This window comes from Kitasatospora sp. NPDC059088 (assembly GCF_042738155.1).
Lineage (GTDB): Bacteria > Actinomycetota > Actinomycetes > Streptomycetales > Streptomycetaceae > Kitasatospora.
In genome coordinates this window covers 62,621-81,036 of record NZ_JBHYGR010000003.1, presented here as the reverse complement: position 1 = coordinate 81,036, position 18,416 = coordinate 62,621, and the positions used below count along the sequence as shown (strand labels likewise).

The following is an 18,416-nucleotide window of genomic DNA, read 5'->3' as shown; positions in this document are numbered from 1 at the left end:
CACCCCACACTCCTCGGCCGCCGCCGGCGCCCCGCCGACCTCGCGCCCGGGGTGCCGCCGGCCCGGGGCCCCCCCCGGGGGGCCCCCCCCCCGGGGGGGGGGGGGGGGGGCGCCCACGGATTCCGGGCGGTGCCCGGGGGGTGCTCAGGTCGTGCTCGGCCGGTGGTCAAAAGGTGCCCGACGCGCCCGAGCAGGAGAGAGCGGGATGGCTTAGGACAGCCGCCGCCCCAGCGGCACCTTGGAGCGGGTGAACAGCGCCGCGAGCAGCCCGGCCACCACCGGCAGCACCAGGACCACCAGCAGCAGCTCCCCCCAGGGCGCGGCGAGCAGCATCCCCTTCGAACCGAACCCGCTGGCCCGGGACTTCAACAGCCCCACCGCCGGGACGAAGCCGTTCACCGCCCCGAGCAGCGCCCCGAGCAGGGCGATCAGCGCGCACTGCAGTCCCGCCATGGTCCGGCGGATCCGCGGCGGTGCGCCGACCGCGGCCAGGGTGGCCTGGTCCTGCCGGGAGTCGGCGGCCGCGAGCCCGGTGGCGATCCCGGCCGCGCCGAGCACGACCAGCCCGGCGAAGCCGCTGAGCGCGAGGGTGAGCGCGTCGCCCTTGGGCTGGTAGCCGCGCTCGACGTCCAGCTCGGCGTAGTGGTCCAGTCGGGCCGCGGCGGCCGCGGCCCGCTGCTGCGCCTTGCGGTCGGGCGGGGTGGCCGGGCGCCAGACCGCGCCCTGGGGCGCCGAGGCGAGGCCGAGCTTGGCCAGCGCGGCGGTCGACAGCAGCCCCTGGGCGTAGCGGGCGGCATCCGGGTTGTCGACCAGCACCGCGTCCACCGGGACCTCCTGGAGGTCGGGCTTGGGGACCTGCCCGGGCTGCAGCGGGGCGCCGCCGCCTCCGCGCAGCAGCAGCACGGCCTTGCCGTCGGCGCCGATCAGCGACCGGTCGAAGACCAGCAGCTTCCCGGCGGCCAGCGCCTGTTCGGCCGTGCGGTCCCGCACGTCGAAGAGGTTGTGCAGCAGGGTGGCGTCCCCGGTGGCGAGGTGCGAGATGGCCGCGAGGTGGCGCATCTCCACCGGGCCCTTGAGGGTGACGGTGCTGGAGCAGTTGTCGCAGAACTTGTAGACGGCCTGGCCGACGTCGGCGCGCGGGCCGAGCCCGGACAGCTGCTTCTCCACCTCGGCCGGCAGCTGGGCGGCCTGCGGGCCCTCCCGGTGGCTGATCAGCTGGACGGCGCCGTACGGGGCCTCCGGCCGGTAGTCGCGCCGGTTCTCGGCGTCGGTGCTGGTGCTGTACACCCCGATCGCGACGGCCCCGGCCACGGCGGCCATCACCGCGGCGACGGCCGGTGCGGTGCGGGAGCGGTTGCGGGCGGAGTCGCGCAGCGCCAGCCGGGGGCCGAGCGGCAGCCGCCCGGCGAACCGGCCGAACAGGGCGACCAGCAGGGGGGTGCAGGCGAGCAGTCCGAGTTCGGCGAAGACCGAGCCGAGCAGCACCGTGAGGGTGCGGGCGTCGTAGGTGCTGACCACGGGCGCGCCGTGCTGGACGGCGCCCGCGCCGTACATCGCGATCGCGCCGCCGCCGAGGAGCAGCGCCACGCCGAGCACGGTGACCAGGCGGTTGGGCGCCCGGACGGTGTCCCGGCCGGTGAGGCCGGCGGTGACGCTGCGCCGGGCGGCCTGCCAGGCCGGCAGCGCGGCCGCGAGCAGGGCGGTGATCACACCGATCCCGGCGATGGCCAGCAGGTCCACCGGGGGGAGGGCGAAGTGGCCGAAGCGGGCACCGCCGACCTCCTCGATCACCGACCGCAGCGCGGCGACCAGCCCGGTGCCGACGGTCACCCCGAGGACCGCCCCGGCCAGGCCGAGCACCAGGCCGCCGCCGAGCACCACCGCGCCGATGTGGGTGCGCCGGCCGCCCGCGGCGCCGAGCAGCGCGAGCTGGCGGCGGGAGCGGCGGGCGCCGACCGCGAAGGCGGGCCCGGCGAGCAGGGCGACCTCCAGCAGCCCCATGCCGGTGACGGTGGCGACCACGACCTTGGTGCTGTTGCCGCCGGCGGGGTCGCGGTAGACGGTGGAGTCCCGGTAGTAGGGGACGGCGCCGTACGGCGGCGGGTCGAGCGCGACGGCCCGCGCGGTGAGGGTGTAGCCGTGGGCGTTGAACGACTGGACCGTGGCCCAGTCGAGGGCGGCCCCGCCCGGGAGGTGCACCAGCCAGGAGCCGCGGTTGGTGCGGCCCTGCCCGGGGGCGGGCTGTCCGGGTTCCGCCGCGGCGGCCAGCTGGTCGAGCAACTCGCCCGGGCGGGCGATGAGTTCGACCCGCTTGAGGTCGTCCGGGTGCTCCACCAGGCCGGTGATGCGGAAGGTGGTCCGCTCCAGTCCCTGGACGGTGGTGTCGCTGCCGAGCCGGAGCCCGGAGTTGTCCAGGAAGGCCTGGGTGACGGCGACTTCGTGCGGCGCGCCGGGCGCGCGGCCCTCGACCAGGTCGGCCCGGCCGCGCCAGACCGGGTCGCCCAGGTCGGCCTCGGCGGTGAGGGTGCGGACCAGGCCCTCGGGCGAGCTCGCACCGGTCTCCGGTCCGGTCCGGACGGGGGTGAGCGCGCTGCCGGGCGGCAGCAGCGAGCCGACCAGGGCGGTCGGGTCGGTGCTCGCGCCCTTGAGCTGCTCGGGCGTGGGCTGTTGGCCGGGCCGCGGCTGGACGGCGAACGCGCCGTCCTCGGCGACCGGGGCCTGTTCGACGGCCTGGCCCGGGCTGAGCGCGGTGACCAGCGCGTCCGCGCCGCCCACCACCCGCTCGACCCGTTCGGCGGGGGACAGCTGGCCGCTGCGGTGGACCACGTCGGCGCCGGTGACGCCGAGCACGGGCAGGGCGATCATGGCCACGATCAGGGCGCTGCGCCCCTTGGCCCGCAGGGCGTCGCGCCGGGCCATCCGCAGCGCGACCTTCCACGCTCCGAACCTCATCGGGCCACCTCGCCGAAGGAGTTGGCGGTGGAGTCGTCGAGGGGCTGGGAGCGGTGGACGGCGGCCCGGCTGTTGCCGGAGCGGCGTCCGACGCTCTCGGAGGCGACCGAGCCGTCCCGCAGGTGGACCACCCGGTCGGCCCAACTGGCGTGCGAGGCCTCGTGGGTGACCATCATGGCGGCCGCCCCGGCGTCGCAGCGGGCGCGCAGTACGGCGAGCACGGCGTCGCCGGTGGCGGAGTCGAGCGCCCCCGTGGGTTCGTCGGCGAGGACGAGCCGGCGCTCGCCGATCAGGGCGCGGGCGATGGCGACGCGCTGCTGCTGTCCGCCGGACATGTCGTCGGGGAAGCGGTCGGCGAGCTCGCCGATGCCCAGTTCCTCCAGGGCGGCGAGGGCCTCCCGGCGGGCGGTGCGTCCGGAGACGCCGTCGAGCTCGCGCGGCAGGGCGATGTTCTCGGCGGCGGTGAGCGCCGGGATCAGGTTGTAGTCCTGGAAGACGTAGCCGACGGAGCGCCGCCGCAGGTCGGCGAGCTTGCCCCGGCCGAGGCCGCCGAGGGTGACGCCCTCGACCAGCACCTCGCCGCCGCTGGGCAGGTCCAGCCCGCCGGCCAGGGTGAGCAGGGTCGACTTGCCCGAGCCGGAGGGCCCCATCACGGCGACGAACTCGCCGGCGTGGACGGTCAGGTCGACCTCGCGCAGGGCGTGCACCTCGGCGGCGCCGCGGCCGTGCACCCGGGAGACCCCGGCCAGCTGCAGGACGGGCGCGGGTCGGCTCGGATCGATGTGGGACATGGTTCCCCCTCGTGAGCTGTTCAGCTGCATATGTCGGTGAACTATATATGCCGGTGGAGGAAGAGCAAGTCGCGGCGGATTTGGTCAAGGTTCTACAAAGCTGTCGAAGATCGGCCGAAAAGGTGACTCGGGGTCGCCGCGCCGGGTCTATGCTTTGGGAGGTTTGAAAAGGCACCTCGTTCGGTGAGGCGTCTTCACGGACACAGGCCACTGACCCGACGACGTCGAGAGACGCCCAGGTTCAGGACAGGTCTTCCCGAGTTAAGGGTTGACCCCAAGTGGCTTCCGGCCGATCCGGCTGGACACGCCGTGGAGTGCCAAAGCTCTGACGAGTTGGGGTGTACCGGTCCTCGAAGACCGGTGTGCTCCTTGCCGTGTCGTGATGCGGCGCACAGACGGTGCGCCCCCGACCGGGAGGAGGCGAGAGACATGGACTGCGATAGTCCGGGCCACAGTAGCCCCTGCCCCCGCATGCTCTCGAACACCTCCGGCACGCGGTAACAACCTTCCCTGCGCGTTCACCCGAAGCTTCGTCCTGCGCTCAACCATGCCCGGACGCAAGCCGATTGACGCGTCGTCAGCATCATCGTGCCCGCACGGCCGCCGCCGCTCAGCGTCGCCGTACGGCGTGGATGCCGTGCGCCCGCAGGGAGGTCCGCCGCTGCGTGCCCCCTGACGCCCCCTCAAGGTAGGGGGAGGGAGGCCCCGCCATGACCAACGTGATGCTGGACCCGAAGATCCCCACGGTCCCCGCCGCTCCCGCCGCCCTCGCTGCGACCGCCGCCGCCAGGTCCGCCGTCCTGGACGACGCCCACGTCGGCGACATCAAGGGTGCGCTCGGCACCATCCGGCTCGACGACACCACCCCCCGCCACGGACTCTCCGCCCGGCTCAAGACCCTGCTGGCGATCGTCGGCCCCGGCCTGATCGTGATGGTCGGCGACAACGACGCCGGCGCCTTCTCCACCTACGGCCAGGCCGGCCAGAACTACGGCACCCAGCTGCTGTGGACGCTGCTCCTGCTCGTCCCGGTGCTGTACGTCAACCAGGAGATGGTGCTGCGCCTGGGCGCGGTCACCGGTGTCGGCCACGCCCGGCTGATCCTGGAGCGCTTCGGCAAGTTCTGGGGCGCGTTCAGCGTCATCGACCTCTTCCTGCTCAACGCCCTCACCCTGGTCACCGAGTTCATCGGCGTCACCATGGCGGCCGGGTACCTGGGCCTGCCCAAGGTCCTCTCCGTGGTGCTGGCGGCGGCGATCATCATCGCCTCGGCCTTCACCGGCTCCTTCCAGCGCTTCGAGCGGGTCGCCATCACGCTCTGCGTCGGCTCGCTGCTGCTGGTGCCGATCTACTTCATGGTCCACCCGAAGACCTCGCAGATGGCCCACGACTTCGTGACGCCGCAGATGCCCGGCGGCGCCGGCCAGCTCGCGGCCGTCATGATGGTCATCATCTCGATCGTCGGCACCACCGTCGCCCCCTGGCAGCTGTTCTTCCAGCAGTCGTACGTCATCGACAAGCGGATCACCCCGCGTTTCATGAGGTACGAGAAGGTCGACCTGTGGATCGGCATCGCGATCGTGATCATCGGCGCGGCCGCGCTGATCGGCCTCACGGCGGCGGCGTTCGCGGGCACCGACGGCTTCGGCCAGTTCTCCGACACGGCCGCCGTCGCCAAGGGCATCGAGGACAAGGCCGGCCACCTGGCGGGCGTGCTGTTCGCCATCGCCCTGCTGGACGCCTCGATCATCGGCGCCTTCGCCGTCTCGCTCTCCACCGCCTACGCCATCGGCGACGTCTTCGGCATCAAGCACTCGCTGCACCGCGGGGTCAAGGGCGCCAAGGGCTTCTACGCCGTGTACGCCGGACTGGTGGCCGTCGCCGCGACGATCACCCTGCTGTCCAACGGCTACACCCAGGGCCTGATCACCCAGTTCGTCCAGGTGCTGGCCGGGGTGCTGCTGCCCTCCGCCACCGTCTTCCTGCTGCTGCTCTGCAACGACAGGGCCGTGCTCGGCCCCTGGGCCAACGGGCCCCGGACCAACGCCTTCACCTCCACGGTGGTCGGCGTGCTGGTGATGCTCTCGCTGATCCTGACCGCCTCGGTGGTCTGGCCGGACATCAGCTCGGACGCGATCCTGTGGATCATGGGCGGCTGCGGCGTGATCGGGGTCCTGGTCGCGGGCTACTTCTTCACGGCCGGCCGCACCGGCACCAAGGAGGACCCGATCGACCGCACCGGCCGGGAGGACTGGCGGATGCCCCCGCTGGAGACCCTGGGCCGGCCGGTGATGTCCACCGCCCGCAAGGTCGGCATGGGCGCCCTGCGCGCCTACCTGCTGATCGCGATGGTCATGGTCATCATCAAGGTCGTCCAGACCGCGCTCAACCACTGAGCCGCCGAGCGGAGCCCGTACGGACGGGTGGCGGGCAGCGGCTCGCCACCCGTCCGTTCCTTTGCCCGCGATCCCCCGGCCCGCGTTGCCCGCGTTGCCCGTGTGCTCCGTACGGCCCGTACTACCCGTGTTGCCCCGTTTCCCCGTGAATCCTCTGGAGGAGGTGCCGTCGTGCACACCCTGACCACCGTCGAGTTCCTGGTCCGGCTCGCCACCGGCGTCGCCTGCGGCGCGCTGATCGGCATCGAGCGCCAGTGGCGGGCCCGGATGGCCGGCCTGCGGACCAACGCCCTGGTCGCCGCCGGTGCCACCCTGTTCGTCCTGTACAGCGAGGCGGTCGGCGACACCGGCAGCCCCACCCGGGTCGCCTCCTACGTGGTCTCCGGTATCGGCTTCCTCGGCGGTGGCGTGATCCTGCGCGACGGGGCCGGCGTCCGCGGCCTCAACACCGCCGCCACGCTGTGGTGTTCGGCCGCGGTCGGGGTGCTGGCGGCCTCCGGCAAGCTGGAGCTGGCCGCGCTCGGCACCTTCGCGGTGCTCGCCGTCCACCTGGTGCTGCGCCCGGCCGGCCGACTGCTCGACCGGTCCCCGCAGTCCGGCAGCGACCCGGACTCCACCACCCGGGCCACCGTCCACGTGGAGTGCGACCGCAAGTCCGAGACCCACATCCGGGCCCTGCTGCTCCAGGCCCTGACCGCCTCCGGCCTGGCCCCGACCGGCCTGCGCGCCCGCCGCACCGAGCAGGGCGACGCCACCAGCCTGCGGGCCACCGTGGCGATCACGGGCCAGGTGGCCCCGGCGCTGGAGCAGGTCGTCAGCCGGCTCTCGCTGGAGCCGGGCGTCCGGGACCTGCACTGGCACCTGGACGACGAGTCGGACGAACCGGGCAGCCCCGCGCTCGCCTGAGCACGCCTGAGCACGCCGGGGGAGCCGAGGTAGTAGAACGGAGGGACCGTCACGCGTACCCTCCGGGAGGCCGTCCGATGCTGAGAGCCGACCCCGAGCACGGGCCGTTGGTGCCGATGCTGCTGGTGCTGACCCTCGTCACCGGGGTGGTGGACGCGGTCAGCTACCTGGAGCTCGGACACGTCTTCGTCGCCAACATGACCGGCAACGTGGTCTTCCTCGGCTTCGCCCTGGCCGGCGCCCCCGGCCTGTCCGCCACCGCCTCGCTGGCCGCCCTGGCCGCCTTCGTGCTCGGCGCCCTGGCCGGCGGCCACCTGGCCCGGCGCCTGCCCGGCCACCGGGGGCACCTGCTGACCGCCGCCGTCGCCGCCCAGGCGGTGCTCGTCGCCACGAGCACCGTCCTGGCGGCTGTGCTCGGCCACGGCTCCGAGCCCGCCCGCTACACCCTGATCGGGCTGCTCGCCCTCGCCATGGGCGGCCAGAACGCGGTGGTCCGCTCGCTCAAGGTCCCCGACCTCACCACCACCGTGCTCACCATGACCATCACCGCCCTCGCCGCGGACCGCACCGGCCCGCGCCGGCTCGCCTCGACGGTGTGGATGTTCGCCGGTGCCCTCCTCGGCGCCGTCCTGGTCCTGCACGCCGCCGTCCCGGTCGCCCTGGGCCTGGCGCTCGCCCTGCTGGTCGCGGTCGCCGCCCTCACCCACCACGCCGCCGGGCACGTCCCGGCCCCGGCCTGGACGGCGCGCCGCTGAGGCCGCGGCAGCTCCGCCGGTCTGCCTGCCGCCGGACCGGTCCGGCCGTTCCCGTCCGGCTCCTGCTGCCCACCTCCCCGGACGGACGGACAGACGGACAGACAGACAGACAGACGGACAGACAGACAGACGGACGGTCGCGTTCGAGGCCGGGCCCCTTTCACTCCTCCCGGCGGTGCCCGGCGCGGCCGCTCCAGAGCGGCTCCAGCCGGGCCCACTCGGCGGTCCAGCCGGTCTCGGCCCGGCGGTTGAGCGCGCTCAGGCGCAGCCGCAGCGCGAAGGCGATCAGGGCGGACAGGGCGAGCAGTGCACCGGCGCCGGTGCAGGCCGCGGAGACGGCGAGGGCGGTGCGGTCGAGCGGCGGATCGGTGGCGTTGCCGGCCGGATCGACCCAGACCTGGACGACGCCGCCGACGGTGGGTGGGCCGGAGGCCTCGACGGTGCCGGTGTGCGGGGTGGCCCCGGGGTAGGTCCAGGTGGCCTCGACCTCGATCCGGTTGCCGTAGCCGCCGGAGAACCGGCTGGTGGGAGCCGTGCCGTGGTTGGGTTCGGCGGTCACCACGGCGTCGATCCGGTGCAGCCGGGTCAGGTCGGTGTCGGCCTGCGGGGCGGTGGCGCGGAAGAGCAGCAGTGCGCCGCCGACGGAGAGGGCGGTGGCCAGCAGCCCGCCGACGACGGTGAGCAGCCAGGCGCGGGCGCGGGACCGGTCGAGCGGGCGGGCCAACGGTTCGTGCCGGGCACCGAAGGCCCGCCGCAGCTGACGGCCGGTTCGCTGCGGGAGCGACGCCGACCTGGCCGGGCGGGGTGTGCTGGACACGCGGGATCTCCTCAAGGACGCGGGCGCGTAAGGGGTTTCGTTACCCAATCTCCACCCGACCGCCCCCCTCGCACAAGACCGGGGTTCGCTCCTGGTGCCGGCCGTCCCGGTTCGACCCGATTCGCCCTGGCCGGGCCCGGTCCACCCGGGACGTTCGGCCCTCGGCAGCGACCGCCGGGCCGGGCAGGCTGGAGTCCGGCCGCGCCCTCCGTGCCTGGGTGCGGCCCCGGTCCGGTGACCGTGGGGGTGCCGGGCCGTGGTGCGGCGCAGGGGGCGGTCGTGGGGCCGCCTCCTGCCCGCCCCTGTCGAGAAGTTGACGTTCCACCAGGTCAGCGGCTTGTTCTCGCCGGATATACACTCGGTGTATATCCGGGGTGTATGGTCCTCCGCATGAGTGTTCCATTGACCCTCCTCGGCCTGCTGGAGCGGGAGCCGAGCCACGGCTACGACCTCAAGCGCGACTACGACTCCTTCTTCGGCCGGGGCAAGCCCCTCCCGTACGGCCAGGTCTACGCGACCCTCGGCCGACTGGCCCGCGACGGCAAGGTGATGGCCGGTGAGGCCGAGCCGGGCGACGGGCCCGAGCGCAAGCGCTACGTCATCACCGAGACCGGGGCGACCGAGTTCGAGACCTGGCTCCAGGAGCCGGTCGCCCCCGAACCCACCCTGCAGTCCGTGCTGTTCACCAAGGTGGTGCTGGCCCTGCTGCTCGGCCGCGACGCCGAGCTGTACCTGGACACCCAGCGCAGCGCCCACCTGCGCCGGATGCGCGAACTCACCGAACTGCGCCGCACCGGCGCCCTGGTGGACGCCCTGCTCGCCGACCACGGCCTGTTCCACCTGGAGGCCGACCTGCGCTGGATCGACCTCACCGCCGCCCGGCTGGACGCGCTCGCCGCGGAGGTGCGCGGATGACCGCGGTCATCGAGGCCCGCGACCTCGCCCTCGCCTTCGGTGAGACGCCCGCCCTGCGCGGGGCGAGCCTGTCCGTCGGGGCCGGCGAGGTGCTCGCCGTCATGGGCCCCAGCGGCTCGGGCAAGTCGACGTTACTCCACTGCCTGGCCGGCATCCTGGTGCCCGACGCCGGCGAGGTGCTGTTCGAGGGGCAGCGCCTGGACCGCATGAACGAGGCACAGCGCAGTGCCCTGCGCCGCGACACCTTCGGCTTCGTCTTCCAGTTCGGCCAGCTGGTACCGGAGTTGACGGCCGAGGAGAACGTGGCCCTGCCGCTGCTGCTGAACGGCGTCCGCCGTGGCGCGGCGCTGGCCCAGGCCCGCCCCTGGTTCGCCCGGCTCGGCCTGGACGGCCTGGAGCAGCGCCGCTCCGGTGAGCTCTCCGGCGGCCAGGCCCAACGCGTGGCGCTGGCCCGGGGGTTGGTGGCCCGACCGCGGGTGCTGTTCGCCGACGAGCCGACCGGCGCGCTGGACTCGCTGACCGGCGAGCAGGTGATGGAACTGATGGTCGACGCGGCCCGCGAGCAGGGCACCACCGTCATCCTGGTCACCCACGAACCGCGGGTCGCCGCCTACGCCGACCGCGAGGCGATCGTCCGCGACGGCCAGGCCCGTACGCTCTCCGCCGGGCCGGTGGCCCCGTGATCCGCTTCGCGCTCCGACTGGCCGTCAGCGGCGGCCGGGAGGCCGTGGCCAGGCTGCTGATGATCGCGGCGGCGGTGGCGATCGGGGTCGGGCTGCTGCTGTCGGTGCTCTCCAGCATCAACGCGATCGACCGCACCAACGCCCGGCAGGCCTGGATGAACACGGGTGCCAAGGGGGCGACCGCGGCGGCCCCGGCGGACCCGCTCTGGTGGCACGCGCGGATGGACTACTACCGGGGGGCGAGCGTCTTCCGGGCCGAACTCGCCCCGACCGGTCCCCACCCGCCGCTGGTGCCCGGACTGAGCCGGCTTCCCGCGCCGGGCGAGTACTACGCCTCCCCGGCGCTCGCGAAGCTGCTGCGCGAGACCCCGGCCGTCGAATTGGGCGACCGCTTCCCGGGCCGCCAGGTCGGCACCCTCGGCGAGGACGCGCTGCCCTCCCCGGACACCCTCGCGGTGGTCATCGGCCGCACCGCCGACGAGGTCCGGGCGATGCCCCGGGCCACCACCGTCACCAGCATCGCCACCACACTGCCCACCGACTGCGAGTACGACTGCTACGGCGCGGGCGTGCACGGCGACGCACTCGTCCTGGTGCTCACCGTGGTGGCCGCCGCGCTGATCTTCCCGGTGCTGATCTTCATCGGTACCGCCACCCGGCTGTCCGCCGCCACCCGGGAGCAGCGCTACGCCGCGATGCGGCTGGTGGGGGCCACGCCGGGCCAGGTGTCGGTGATCTCGGCGGTGGAGTCCGCGGTGGCGGCGGCGGCCGGTACGGTGCTCGGCTTCGGCCTGTACTTCGCGTTGAAGCCGCTGGTGGCCGACGTGCCGTTCACCGGTGACCGGTTCTTCGCCGCCGATCTCTCCCTGAGCCTGCCGCAGGCCGTCGGTGCGGCGGTGGGTGTGCCGCTGGCGGCCGCGCTCGCCGCCCGGTTCGCCCTGCGCCGGGTCACCGTCTCGCCGCTCGGGGTCTCCCGCCGGGTCACCCCGAAGCCGCCGAGCCCTTGGCGGCTGGCACCGCTGGTGGCCGGTCTCGCCGAGCTGGGCTACTTCGTCGGCGACCATCCGAAGACCACTGACGGCCAGTCGCTGGCGTACCTGAGCGGCTTCGTCCTGGTCATGCTCGGCCTGGTGATCGCCGGTCCCTGGCTCACCATGGCGACCGCCCGGGCGGTGGCCCGGCGGACGGGTCGGCCCGCCTCGCTGATCGCGATGCGCCGTCTGTCGGACGACCCGAGGGCGGGCTTCCGCTCGGTCGCCGGCCTGGTGCTGGCGCTGTTCGTGACCACCGCGACCCTGGGCATCATGAGCACCATCAACGTGAACCGGGGCTCGCTCGACGGCGCTCCCGAGGTCCGCAAGGCGGTCGTGGCCACCCCGCTGCTCGGCCCGGAGCGATCCGCCGCGCTCCCCTCGGTGCCCGACGGGGTGCTCGCGCGGGCCCGGGCCGTCCCGGGCTTCGAGGGGATGGCACTGCTGCACGACAACCCCGCCGGGATCGGAGCGTCGCAGTACGGCCGGGAACGGATCGTGCCCGTCCTGGTCCGCTGCTCGGAACTGGCGCAGATCCCCGCCGTCGGCCACTGCGCCCCCGGGGCCGTGGTCGCGGCCGTCGACCGGAACGGCGTCCTGGACCTCCAGGCGCACCCGGAGAAGGAGTGGCCGGCGGCGCCGCTCTCCGCCGAGGAGGCCGCCGCCCTCCCGGTGTTCATCGTCTACGCGACCACCGACGACTCTCCGGCGGCCAAGGAGCAGCTGCGGACCCTGTTCACCGAGGCGTTCCCGGCGTACGTGACCAGGATGGCCGACGACTTCTCCGCCGAAGGGCAGAAGAAGCTCCAGGGCTGGCGGCAGCTGGCGAACGTGGTGCTGCTGACCACCCTGCCGGTCGCCGGGTGCAGCCTCGCGGTGAGCGTGGTCGCCGGACTGTCCGACCGCAGAAGGCCGTTCGCGATGCTCCGGCTGAGCGGCGCGCCGCTGCGGCTGCTGCGCCGGGTGGTCGGACTGGAGAGCGCGCTGCCGCTGCTGGTGGTCTCGGCGCTCGCGATCGGGACGGGCTTCGCGGCGGCGGCGATGTTCCTCAAGTCCCAGATGGACTACGCCCTGGTCTCGCCGGGCCTGACGTACTACGGACTGACCGGCTTCGGCCTGGCCGCCTCGCTGGGCATCATCGCCTCGACCCTGCCGCTGCTGCGGCGGATCACCGGACCGGAGGCCGCCCGCAACGGCTGAGCGCCGTCGGCGAGTTGACCATCCCGCCGGTGGCCCTTCTGCCCGGTTGCCCCGTCGTCCGCGCTCTCAGCGGGCGACGGGGTAGCCGTGCGTCGCGGCCCGCACCGCCGGGGCGTACCGCGGCAGCCAGCTGCCGAGCACCAGCGCGGACGGGTAGAACATCGGCTCCGGCAGCGCGTCCACCGGGAAGCGCTCCCACCCGGCGCACGCGTGCGGCTCGGTGACCACGGCCTCGGCCAGGCTCGGCGGCGCCAGCACGGCGGCGGTCAGCCGGGGCCGGCCGAGCTCGTGGTCCAGGTGCACGGCGAGCACCCGCATGTGCTCGGCCGGCAGCACGATCCCGGTCTCCTCGGCCAGTTCGCGGGCCGCGGTCCGCTCGAAGGACTCGCCCGGGTCGACCTTGCCGCCGGGCAGGCTCCAGGTCGGCGGCTCACCGGCCGTGGTGCGGCGGCCGATCAGCACCCGGCCGTCGCCGGTGGGCACGATGACCCCGGCGCCCAGCATCGGTGCGACGGGTCCGGTGGGTACGACGGGTCCGGTGGGTGCGGTGGTCAACTCGCGTCCTCCCTCGTGGTGCCTGCCGATGTCGGGCCTGCCGGTGTCGGGCCTGCCGTCGTGGTGCCCACCCGTGCGGGGCCTACCAGTTGCCGCGCTCGTAGTCCTTGAGGAAGCAGCCGTACAGGTCCTCGCCGGCCTCGCCGCGCACGATCGGGTCGTACACCCGGGCCGCGCCGTCGACCAGGTCGAGCGGGGCGTGGAAGCCCTCGTCCGCGAGGCGCATCTTGTCCGGGTGCGGCCGCTCGTCGGTGATCCAGCCGGTGTCGACGGCGGTCATCAGGATGCCGTCGGACTCGAACATCTCCTGGGCGCTGGTGCGGGTCAGCATGTTCAGCGCGGCCTTGGCCATGTTGGTGTGCGGGTGGCCGGCGCCCTTGTAGCCGCGCTGGAACACGCCCTCCATGGCGGAGACGTTGACGACGTACTTGCGGCGGGACGCGGAGGCGGCCATCGCCGGGCGCAGTCGGCTGATCAGGATGAACGGCGCGGTGGAGTTGCAGAGCTGGACCTCCAGCAGCTCGACCGGGCCCACCTCGCTGACGGTCTGCACCCAGCTGTTGGTGGGCGCGAGGTCGGGCACCAGGCCGCCGGCGTCGATCGCCGTTCCGGCCTCGATCCGGGCCGGGGTGGCGGAGCCGGTGACCAGCGCGAGCGAGGTGATGTCCTCGGCGGCCAGCCGCTGCTCGCCGCCGCCCGCCTGCTGGGGGAGGGCGGGCAGGTCGACGCTGCCGCTGTTGAAGCGGCCGATCGTGGTGGCCTGCGGCAGTGCGCCGGCGGGCAGCGGCGCGGACTCGGCGTTGACCAGCTCGCGGTAGGACTCCGGCGGGCGGCGGACGGTCTGCGCGGCGTTGTTGATCAGGATGTCCAGCGGGCCGTCGGCGGCGACCTCGTCGGCCAGGGCCATCACCTGGGCGGGGTCGCGCAGGTCGATGCCGATGATCTTGAGCCGGTGGATCCAGTCGGCGCTGTCCGGCATCGCCGTGAAGCGGCGGATCGCGTCGTTGGGGAAGCGGGTGGTGATGGTGGTGTGGGCGCCGTCGCGCAGCAGCATCAGCGCGATGTACATCCCGATCTTGGCCCGGCCGCCGGTGAGCAGCGCGCGCTTGCCGGTGAGGTCGGCCCGGGCGTCCCGGCGGGACCGGTTCAGGAGGGCGCACTTCTGGCACAGGTTGTGGTAGAACGCGTCGACCTCGACGTACCGGGTCTTGCAGGTGTAGCAGGAGCGCGGGCGCTCCAGGATGCCGGCGATCTCGGTGGTGGTGACGGTGGTCAGGCCGAAGGCGCCGGCCGTCTCGTCGTCGATCCGGGTCGGCGCGCCGGTGGCGGTGCGGGCGGTGACCTCGCGGTCGTTGGCCGTCTTGCGGGCCCGGGTCTCCTGGCGGCGGCGCTGCTTGAGCGTCCGGAATATGCCGCCGACGGCCTGGCGCACGGTGATCGCGTCCGGGTGGTCGACGTGCAGCTCGTCGAGCTCGGCGAGCACCTCCAGGCAGAGCCGCAGCCGCTCGGGGGCGAGGCCCGGACCGTAGTCGATCTCCTCCTCGCCTTGACCCTGCTCGATGTCCATCTGCTCGATGCTCACGCCCGCTGCTTTCCCGATTGCCCCGCCGTTACCGCCTGAATGCTACGGGAGTGGCCCCGGCCGGGGCGAAAGCCGGAAGCGGGAGCTCGGCCCCGCCAGGCTTTGGAGGATCGCACATGTCTACGCGCGGAGCATTGATCATGCTTTGTGTGCACACCCAGCAATGGTGTTCGAACTGGCTTTTGTCCCCACCCTCACGGAGAATCGAATGCTGGGTGCCGGGCGCCCGAGTGCGCCCCGGCGGCATCGCCGCAACCGCACCCGAGGTGTACCTTCCCCCAGCCGGAGAGCCCCCTTCATGCGCTTCCTGAACGACCTCAAGCCCTCGTACGACCTGACGTACGACGACGTCTTCATGGTCCCCAGCCGTTCCTCCGTGGGCTCCCGGCAGGCCGTCGACCTCTCCTCGAACGACGGCACCGGCACCACCATCCCGCTGGTCGTCGCCAACATGACCGCCATCGCCGGCCGCCGGATGGCCGAGACCGTCGCCCGCCGCGGCGGCCTGGTCGCCATCCCCCAGGACATCCCCACCGAGGTCATCGCCGAGGTCATCTCCTGGGTCAAGCAGCGCCACCTGGTGGTCGACACCGCGATCACCCTCGCGCCCGGCGCCACCGTCGCCGAGGCCCTCTCGCTGCTGCCCAAGCGCGCCCACGGCGCCCTCGTGGTGGTCGAGGACGGCAAGCCCGTCGGCGTGGTCACCGACTCCGACTGCCAGGGCGTCGACCGCTTCACCAGCCTCGCCGACGTGATGTCCCGCGACCTGCTGCTGCTCGACGAGGGCCTCGACCCGCGCACCGCCTTCGACAAGCTCACCGAGGCGCACCGCAAGCTCGCCCCCGTCGTCGACGGCGAGGGCAAGCTGGTCGGCCTGCTGACCCGCAGGAACGCGCTGCGCGCCACCCTGTACACCCCGGCCGTCGACGCGAACGGCAAGCTGCGGATCGCCGCCACCGTCGGCATCAACGGCGACGTCGCGGGCAAGGCCAAGGCGCTCATCGACGCCGGCGCCGACGTGCTCGTCGTCGACACCGCGCACGGCCACCAGGAGAGCATGATCAGCGCGCTGCGCGCCGTGCGCGGCCTGGACCCGCAGATCCCGATCGTGGCCGGCAACGTGGTCTCCGCCGCCGGTGTCCGCGACCTGGTCGAGGCGGGCGCGGACATCCTCAAGGTCGGTGTCGGCCCCGGCGCGATGTGCACCACCCGGATGATGACCGGCGTCGGCCGGCCGCAGTTCTCCGCCGTCCTGGAGTGCGCCGCCGAGGCCCGCCGGCTCGGCAAGCACGTCTGGGCCGACGGCGGTGTGCGCCACCCGCGCGACGTCGCCATGGCGCTGGCCGCCGGCGCCTCCAACGTGATGATCGGCTCCTGGTTCGCCGGGACCTACGAGTCCCCGGGCGACCTCCAGACCGCCGCCGACGGCCGCCAGTACAAGGAGAGCTTCGGCATGGCCTCGGCCCGCGCGGTCAGCAACCGCACCGCCCAGGACTCCTCCTACGACCGGGCCCGCAAGGCGCTGTTCGAGGAGGGCATCTCGCACTCCCGGATGTTCCTCGACCCGGCCCGCCCGGGCGTCGAGGACCTGATCGACTCGATCGTGGCCGGCGTGCGCAGCTCCTGCACCTACGCGGGCGCCAACACCCTGGAGGAGTTCCACGAGAAGGCGATCGTGGGCATCCAGAGCGCGGCCGGCTACGCCGAGGGCAAGCCGCTGCACTCCAGCTGGGCCTGATCCGGCTGCCCGGCCTCGCCCGGCTGCCCGGCCTGGTCAGCCTGCGGCGCCCGCTGGGCTGATCGGCCCGGCGGGTTCGCCGAGCCGGTTGGGCCCGTCCGCGTCCGTACCGTCGGCCGTCCGGTTCCTCGCTTCGGGGAGCCGGGCGGCCGCGGCCGTTCCGGGGCCCGCCCCGCCCTCGTGCCACTCGGCGTCCGCTGCGAGCGCGGCGCGTCCGGCACGGTCGTGGGCGCTGCGGTCGCCGTGGCCGTGGTGGTCGCCGTGGTCGCCGTAGTCGTCGTACGGCACCAGCGGGAGCAGCAGCGCGTGGCCGAGCAGCCCGACGGAGCCGTCCAGCATGGTGGCGAAGGCCTGGGCGGCGGTCGGGAGCCCGCGCAGTTCCCAGAGCGCCTGGACGGCGGACCAGGCCCCTTCCCGGGCGGCCTCGACCGACCAGGCGCCGAGCAGGTGGGTGAGCGGTTCGGCGCACCCGGGCAGCTCGGACCCGGGCAGCAGCTGCTCCCGGACCACCGCCTCCACCTCGGCCAGCACCCCGTTGATCCGGTGGTAGTCCTGCTCGACCCCGGCCGGTGCGCAGTCCCGGCGGCGGCACAGCTCCACCACCGCGAGCGGCAGGTCGTGCTGGATGTGGGCGTTCATCCCGGCCAGCGCGAACTGCAGCGGGTGCACGCCCGGGTGGGCGCGCAGCGCGAACAGCGGCCGCCAGCAGGCGGGCGGCTCCTGCCCGGCCGCGTCGGCGGCCACGGCCAGCAGGTACCGCCCGGCGAACAGCGCGTCCAGCTCGGCCACCGCGGGCGGGTCCGTGAAGTACCCGTCCGCCAGCCGGTCGCGGACCGCCTCCGTGACGGTGAGGTAGAGGCGGTTGAACACCGCCACCCCGTCCGCCAGGGGCAGGGCCGCCGCGATCTCCCGCAGCCGTCCGGCCACCTCCTCGACCGACGCCGGCGTGCGGGCCGCCACCGTGGCCGCCGTCGCTGCCGAGCCTGTTGCGGTACCGGGCATGTGCCACCCTCCGATGCCGATCGTGCACTGATCGCATCATCGTGACAGCGTGGAGGTGGGCCCGGTGGTCGCGGCGCACGTCCGCGGAGCCGGTGTCACACGTTCAGGCCGCCCCCGCCGCAGTGGGGTGCAGACTTGATCGTTGCTTTGCGTCGACTTTACCGATGCCCCACCTCCTGTCATGATCCCGAACGTGATCAACCGTCGTACCCTGATCGCCGCGCTCGCCGCGGCCCCGGCCCTCAGCACCCTCGGCGCCGCCGTGGGCACCACCCCCGCGAGCGCCGCCGACCAGTACCCCTCCAACACCGCGCTGTACGCCGACCCCAGCCTGGTCGAGGGCGTCGACTACGGCCGCCGCTACCGCCGGCACCTGATCGACGACCAGAGCCCGCAGGGCCGTCCGGCCTTCATCCGGACCACCGTCGTCGCCCCGCACGGCGGCGGCATCGAGGGCGGCACCTCCGAGCTGTGCCTGGCCGTCGCCGGCTACCACCCTGCCGACCTCGCCCCGATCCCGGCCGCCGGGCCGGTCCACGACTTCTGGATGTTCGAGGGCCTGCGCCCCTCCAACAACAGCGCGCTGCACGTCACCTCGACCCACTGCGACGACACCGTGGTCCGGGCGATGTGCTCCGGCAGCCTCAACATGCTCTCGCTGCACGGCTGCACCACCGGCCAGGCAGGTCTGGAGGCAGGTGCCCGGGCCGTGCTGGTCGGCGGGCTGAACTCCACCTTCCGCCAGTACCTGATGGAGGAGTTCGGCGCAGCGGGCATCCGCGCAGTCACCGCCTCGGGCGAGGAGGAGATCGCCGGCATCTCCCCGGAGAACATCTGCAACCGCAGCATGCTCGGCGCGGGCGCCCAGTTGGAGCTGACCACCGAGCTGCGGGTCGCGATGTTCGCCCCCGGCAAGAACACCCGGGCCGACCGGGCGGCCAACACGCTGCCCCTGTTCTGGAGCTTCGCGACGGCCGTCCGGACCGCGATCCAGCGCCTGGAGGCGACCCAGCCCATCCTCTGAGCGGACACGGGGCCGGACCGCACCGGCCCCGACCCCGACTGTCACCGGTCCGGGCCGGTGCGCCGGCCG

At 73.8% G+C, this 18,416-nt stretch carries 14 protein-coding genes and 1 riboswitch; of the genes, 8 read left to right on the top strand and 6 right to left on the bottom strand.

All coding sequences use genetic code 11. The annotated features are described in order from the left end of the window. Window positions 1–210 precede the first annotated feature (210 nt). On the bottom strand, window positions 211–2,952 hold the full coding sequence (locus tag ACFWXO_RS02250; RefSeq protein WP_380521455.1) for an FtsX-like permease family protein: 2,742 nt from the start codon (window positions 2,950–2,952) through the stop codon (window positions 211–213). Further along, on the bottom strand, window positions 2,949–3,743 hold the full coding sequence (locus ACFWXO_RS02245) for an ABC transporter ATP-binding protein (RefSeq protein WP_375883836.1): 795 nt from the start codon (window positions 3,741–3,743) through the stop codon (window positions 2,949–2,951). Before ACFWXO_RS02245 ends, ACFWXO_RS02250 begins: the two co-directional genes overlap by 4 nt. Before the next feature lie 168 nt (window positions 3,744–3,911). Continuing rightward, window positions 3,912–4,088, top strand: a riboswitch (M-box (ykoK) riboswitch). Between the two features lie 365 nt (window positions 4,089–4,453). Here ACFWXO_RS02245 and ACFWXO_RS02240 point away from each other — a divergent pair. From ACFWXO_RS02240 to ACFWXO_RS02230, 3 genes are all read left to right on the top strand, one after another. Then, window positions 4,454–6,139, top strand: a complete 1,686-nt coding sequence (locus tag ACFWXO_RS02240) for an NRAMP family divalent metal transporter (RefSeq protein ID WP_380521453.1) — start codon at window positions 4,454–4,456, stop codon at window positions 6,137–6,139. Window positions 6,140–6,310: 171 nt separating this feature from the next. Beyond that, window positions 6,311–7,045 carry an MgtC/SapB family protein gene (locus ACFWXO_RS02235; protein ID WP_375883840.1) on the top strand — a complete coding sequence of 245 codons (735 nt, stop codon included), beginning with the start codon at window positions 6,311–6,313 and terminating at the stop codon, window positions 7,043–7,045. 77 nt (window positions 7,046–7,122) lie between these two features. After that, the gene (locus ACFWXO_RS02230) at window positions 7,123–7,800 is read left to right on the top strand and encodes a YoaK family protein (protein WP_380521450.1); all 678 of its coding nucleotides are present in this window, start codon (window positions 7,123–7,125) and stop codon (window positions 7,798–7,800) included. Between the two features lie 160 nt (window positions 7,801–7,960). Here the strand turns inward: ACFWXO_RS02230 and ACFWXO_RS02225 are convergent, their stop codons facing one another. Further along, complete coding sequence (locus tag ACFWXO_RS02225) at window positions 7,961–8,617, bottom strand: hypothetical protein (protein WP_380521448.1); 657 nt, start codon at window positions 8,615–8,617, stop codon at window positions 7,961–7,963. Window positions 8,618–9,007: 390 nt separating this feature from the next. On the opposite strand from ACFWXO_RS02225, the gene ACFWXO_RS02220 reads away from it, so the two are divergent. The 3 genes from ACFWXO_RS02220 to ACFWXO_RS02210 are packed head-to-tail and all read left to right on the top strand — an operon-like array spanning window position 9,008 to window position 12,446. Further along, window positions 9,008–9,532: a helix-turn-helix transcriptional regulator gene (locus tag ACFWXO_RS02220; RefSeq protein ID WP_375883847.1), complete on the top strand. Its 525-nt coding sequence runs from the start codon at window positions 9,008–9,010 to the stop codon at window positions 9,530–9,532. Further along, window positions 9,529–10,215: an ABC transporter ATP-binding protein gene (locus ACFWXO_RS02215; protein ID WP_380521445.1), complete on the top strand. Its 687-nt coding sequence runs from the start codon at window positions 9,529–9,531 to the stop codon at window positions 10,213–10,215. Before ACFWXO_RS02220 ends, ACFWXO_RS02215 begins: the two co-directional genes overlap by 4 nt. Further along, window positions 10,212–12,446, top strand: a complete 2,235-nt coding sequence (locus tag ACFWXO_RS02210) for an FtsX-like permease family protein (RefSeq protein WP_380521443.1) — start codon at window positions 10,212–10,214, stop codon at window positions 12,444–12,446. Before ACFWXO_RS02215 ends, ACFWXO_RS02210 begins: the two co-directional genes overlap by 4 nt. A gap of 66 nt (window positions 12,447–12,512) precedes the next feature. Here the strand turns inward: ACFWXO_RS02210 and ACFWXO_RS02205 are convergent, their stop codons facing one another. Next, entirely contained in the window at window positions 12,513–13,001 is a 489-nt protein-coding gene (locus ACFWXO_RS02205) for an NUDIX hydrolase (protein ID WP_375883855.1), read from the bottom strand. Between the two features lie 82 nt (window positions 13,002–13,083). Next, window positions 13,084–14,568 (bottom strand): SDR family NAD(P)-dependent oxidoreductase, encoded by a 1,485-nt coding sequence (locus tag ACFWXO_RS02200; RefSeq protein ID WP_380521632.1) that lies wholly within the window; start codon window positions 14,566–14,568, stop codon window positions 13,084–13,086. A gap of 313 nt (window positions 14,569–14,881) precedes the next feature. Between ACFWXO_RS02200 and ACFWXO_RS02195 the strand changes: the two genes are divergently transcribed. After that, window positions 14,882–16,321, top strand: a complete 1,440-nt coding sequence (locus ACFWXO_RS02195) for a GuaB1 family IMP dehydrogenase-related protein (RefSeq protein ID WP_380521440.1) — start codon at window positions 14,882–14,884, stop codon at window positions 16,319–16,321. A gap of 36 nt (window positions 16,322–16,357) precedes the next feature. On the opposite strand, the gene ACFWXO_RS02190 is transcribed toward ACFWXO_RS02195, so the two are convergent. Continuing rightward, entirely contained in the window at window positions 16,358–17,323 is a 966-nt protein-coding gene (locus tag ACFWXO_RS02190) for a DUF5995 family protein (RefSeq protein ID WP_380521438.1), read from the bottom strand. 181 nt (window positions 17,324–17,504) lie between these two features. Between ACFWXO_RS02190 and ACFWXO_RS02185 the strand changes: the two genes are divergently transcribed. Beyond that, window positions 17,505–18,347: a poly-gamma-glutamate hydrolase family protein gene (locus ACFWXO_RS02185; RefSeq protein WP_380521436.1), complete on the top strand. Its 843-nt coding sequence runs from the start codon at window positions 17,505–17,507 to the stop codon at window positions 18,345–18,347. Window positions 18,348–18,416 lie beyond the last annotated feature (69 nt).

Bases quoted from the DNA above. Each gene is read 5' to 3' on its own strand.
- ACFWXO_RS02230 (WP_380521450.1), top strand. From the start codon at position 7,123: ATGCTGAGAGCCGACCCCGAGCACGGGCCGTTGGTGCCGATGCTGCTG.
- ACFWXO_RS02185 (WP_380521436.1), top strand. From the start codon at position 17,505: ATGATCCCGAACGTGATCAACCGTCGTACCCTGATCGCCGCGCTCGCC.
- ACFWXO_RS02215 (WP_380521445.1), top strand. From the start codon at position 9,529: ATGACCGCGGTCATCGAGGCCCGCGACCTCGCCCTCGCCTTCGGTGAG.
- ACFWXO_RS02200 (WP_380521632.1), bottom strand. From the start codon at position 14,568: ATGGACATCGAGCAGGGTCAAGGCGAGGAGGAGATCGACTACGGTCCG.
- ACFWXO_RS02220 (WP_375883847.1), top strand. From the start codon at position 9,008: ATGAGTGTTCCATTGACCCTCCTCGGCCTGCTGGAGCGGGAGCCGAGC.
- ACFWXO_RS02240 (WP_380521453.1), top strand. From the start codon at position 4,454: ATGACCAACGTGATGCTGGACCCGAAGATCCCCACGGTCCCCGCCGCT.
- ACFWXO_RS02190 (WP_380521438.1), bottom strand. From the start codon at position 17,323: ATGCCCGGTACCGCAACAGGCTCGGCAGCGACGGCGGCCACGGTGGCG.
- ACFWXO_RS02250 (WP_380521455.1), bottom strand. From the start codon at position 2,952: ATGAGGTTCGGAGCGTGGAAGGTCGCGCTGCGGATGGCCCGGCGCGAC.
- ACFWXO_RS02195 (WP_380521440.1), top strand. From the start codon at position 14,882: ATGCGCTTCCTGAACGACCTCAAGCCCTCGTACGACCTGACGTACGAC.
- ACFWXO_RS02245 (WP_375883836.1), bottom strand. From the start codon at position 3,743: ATGTCCCACATCGATCCGAGCCGACCCGCGCCCGTCCTGCAGCTGGCC.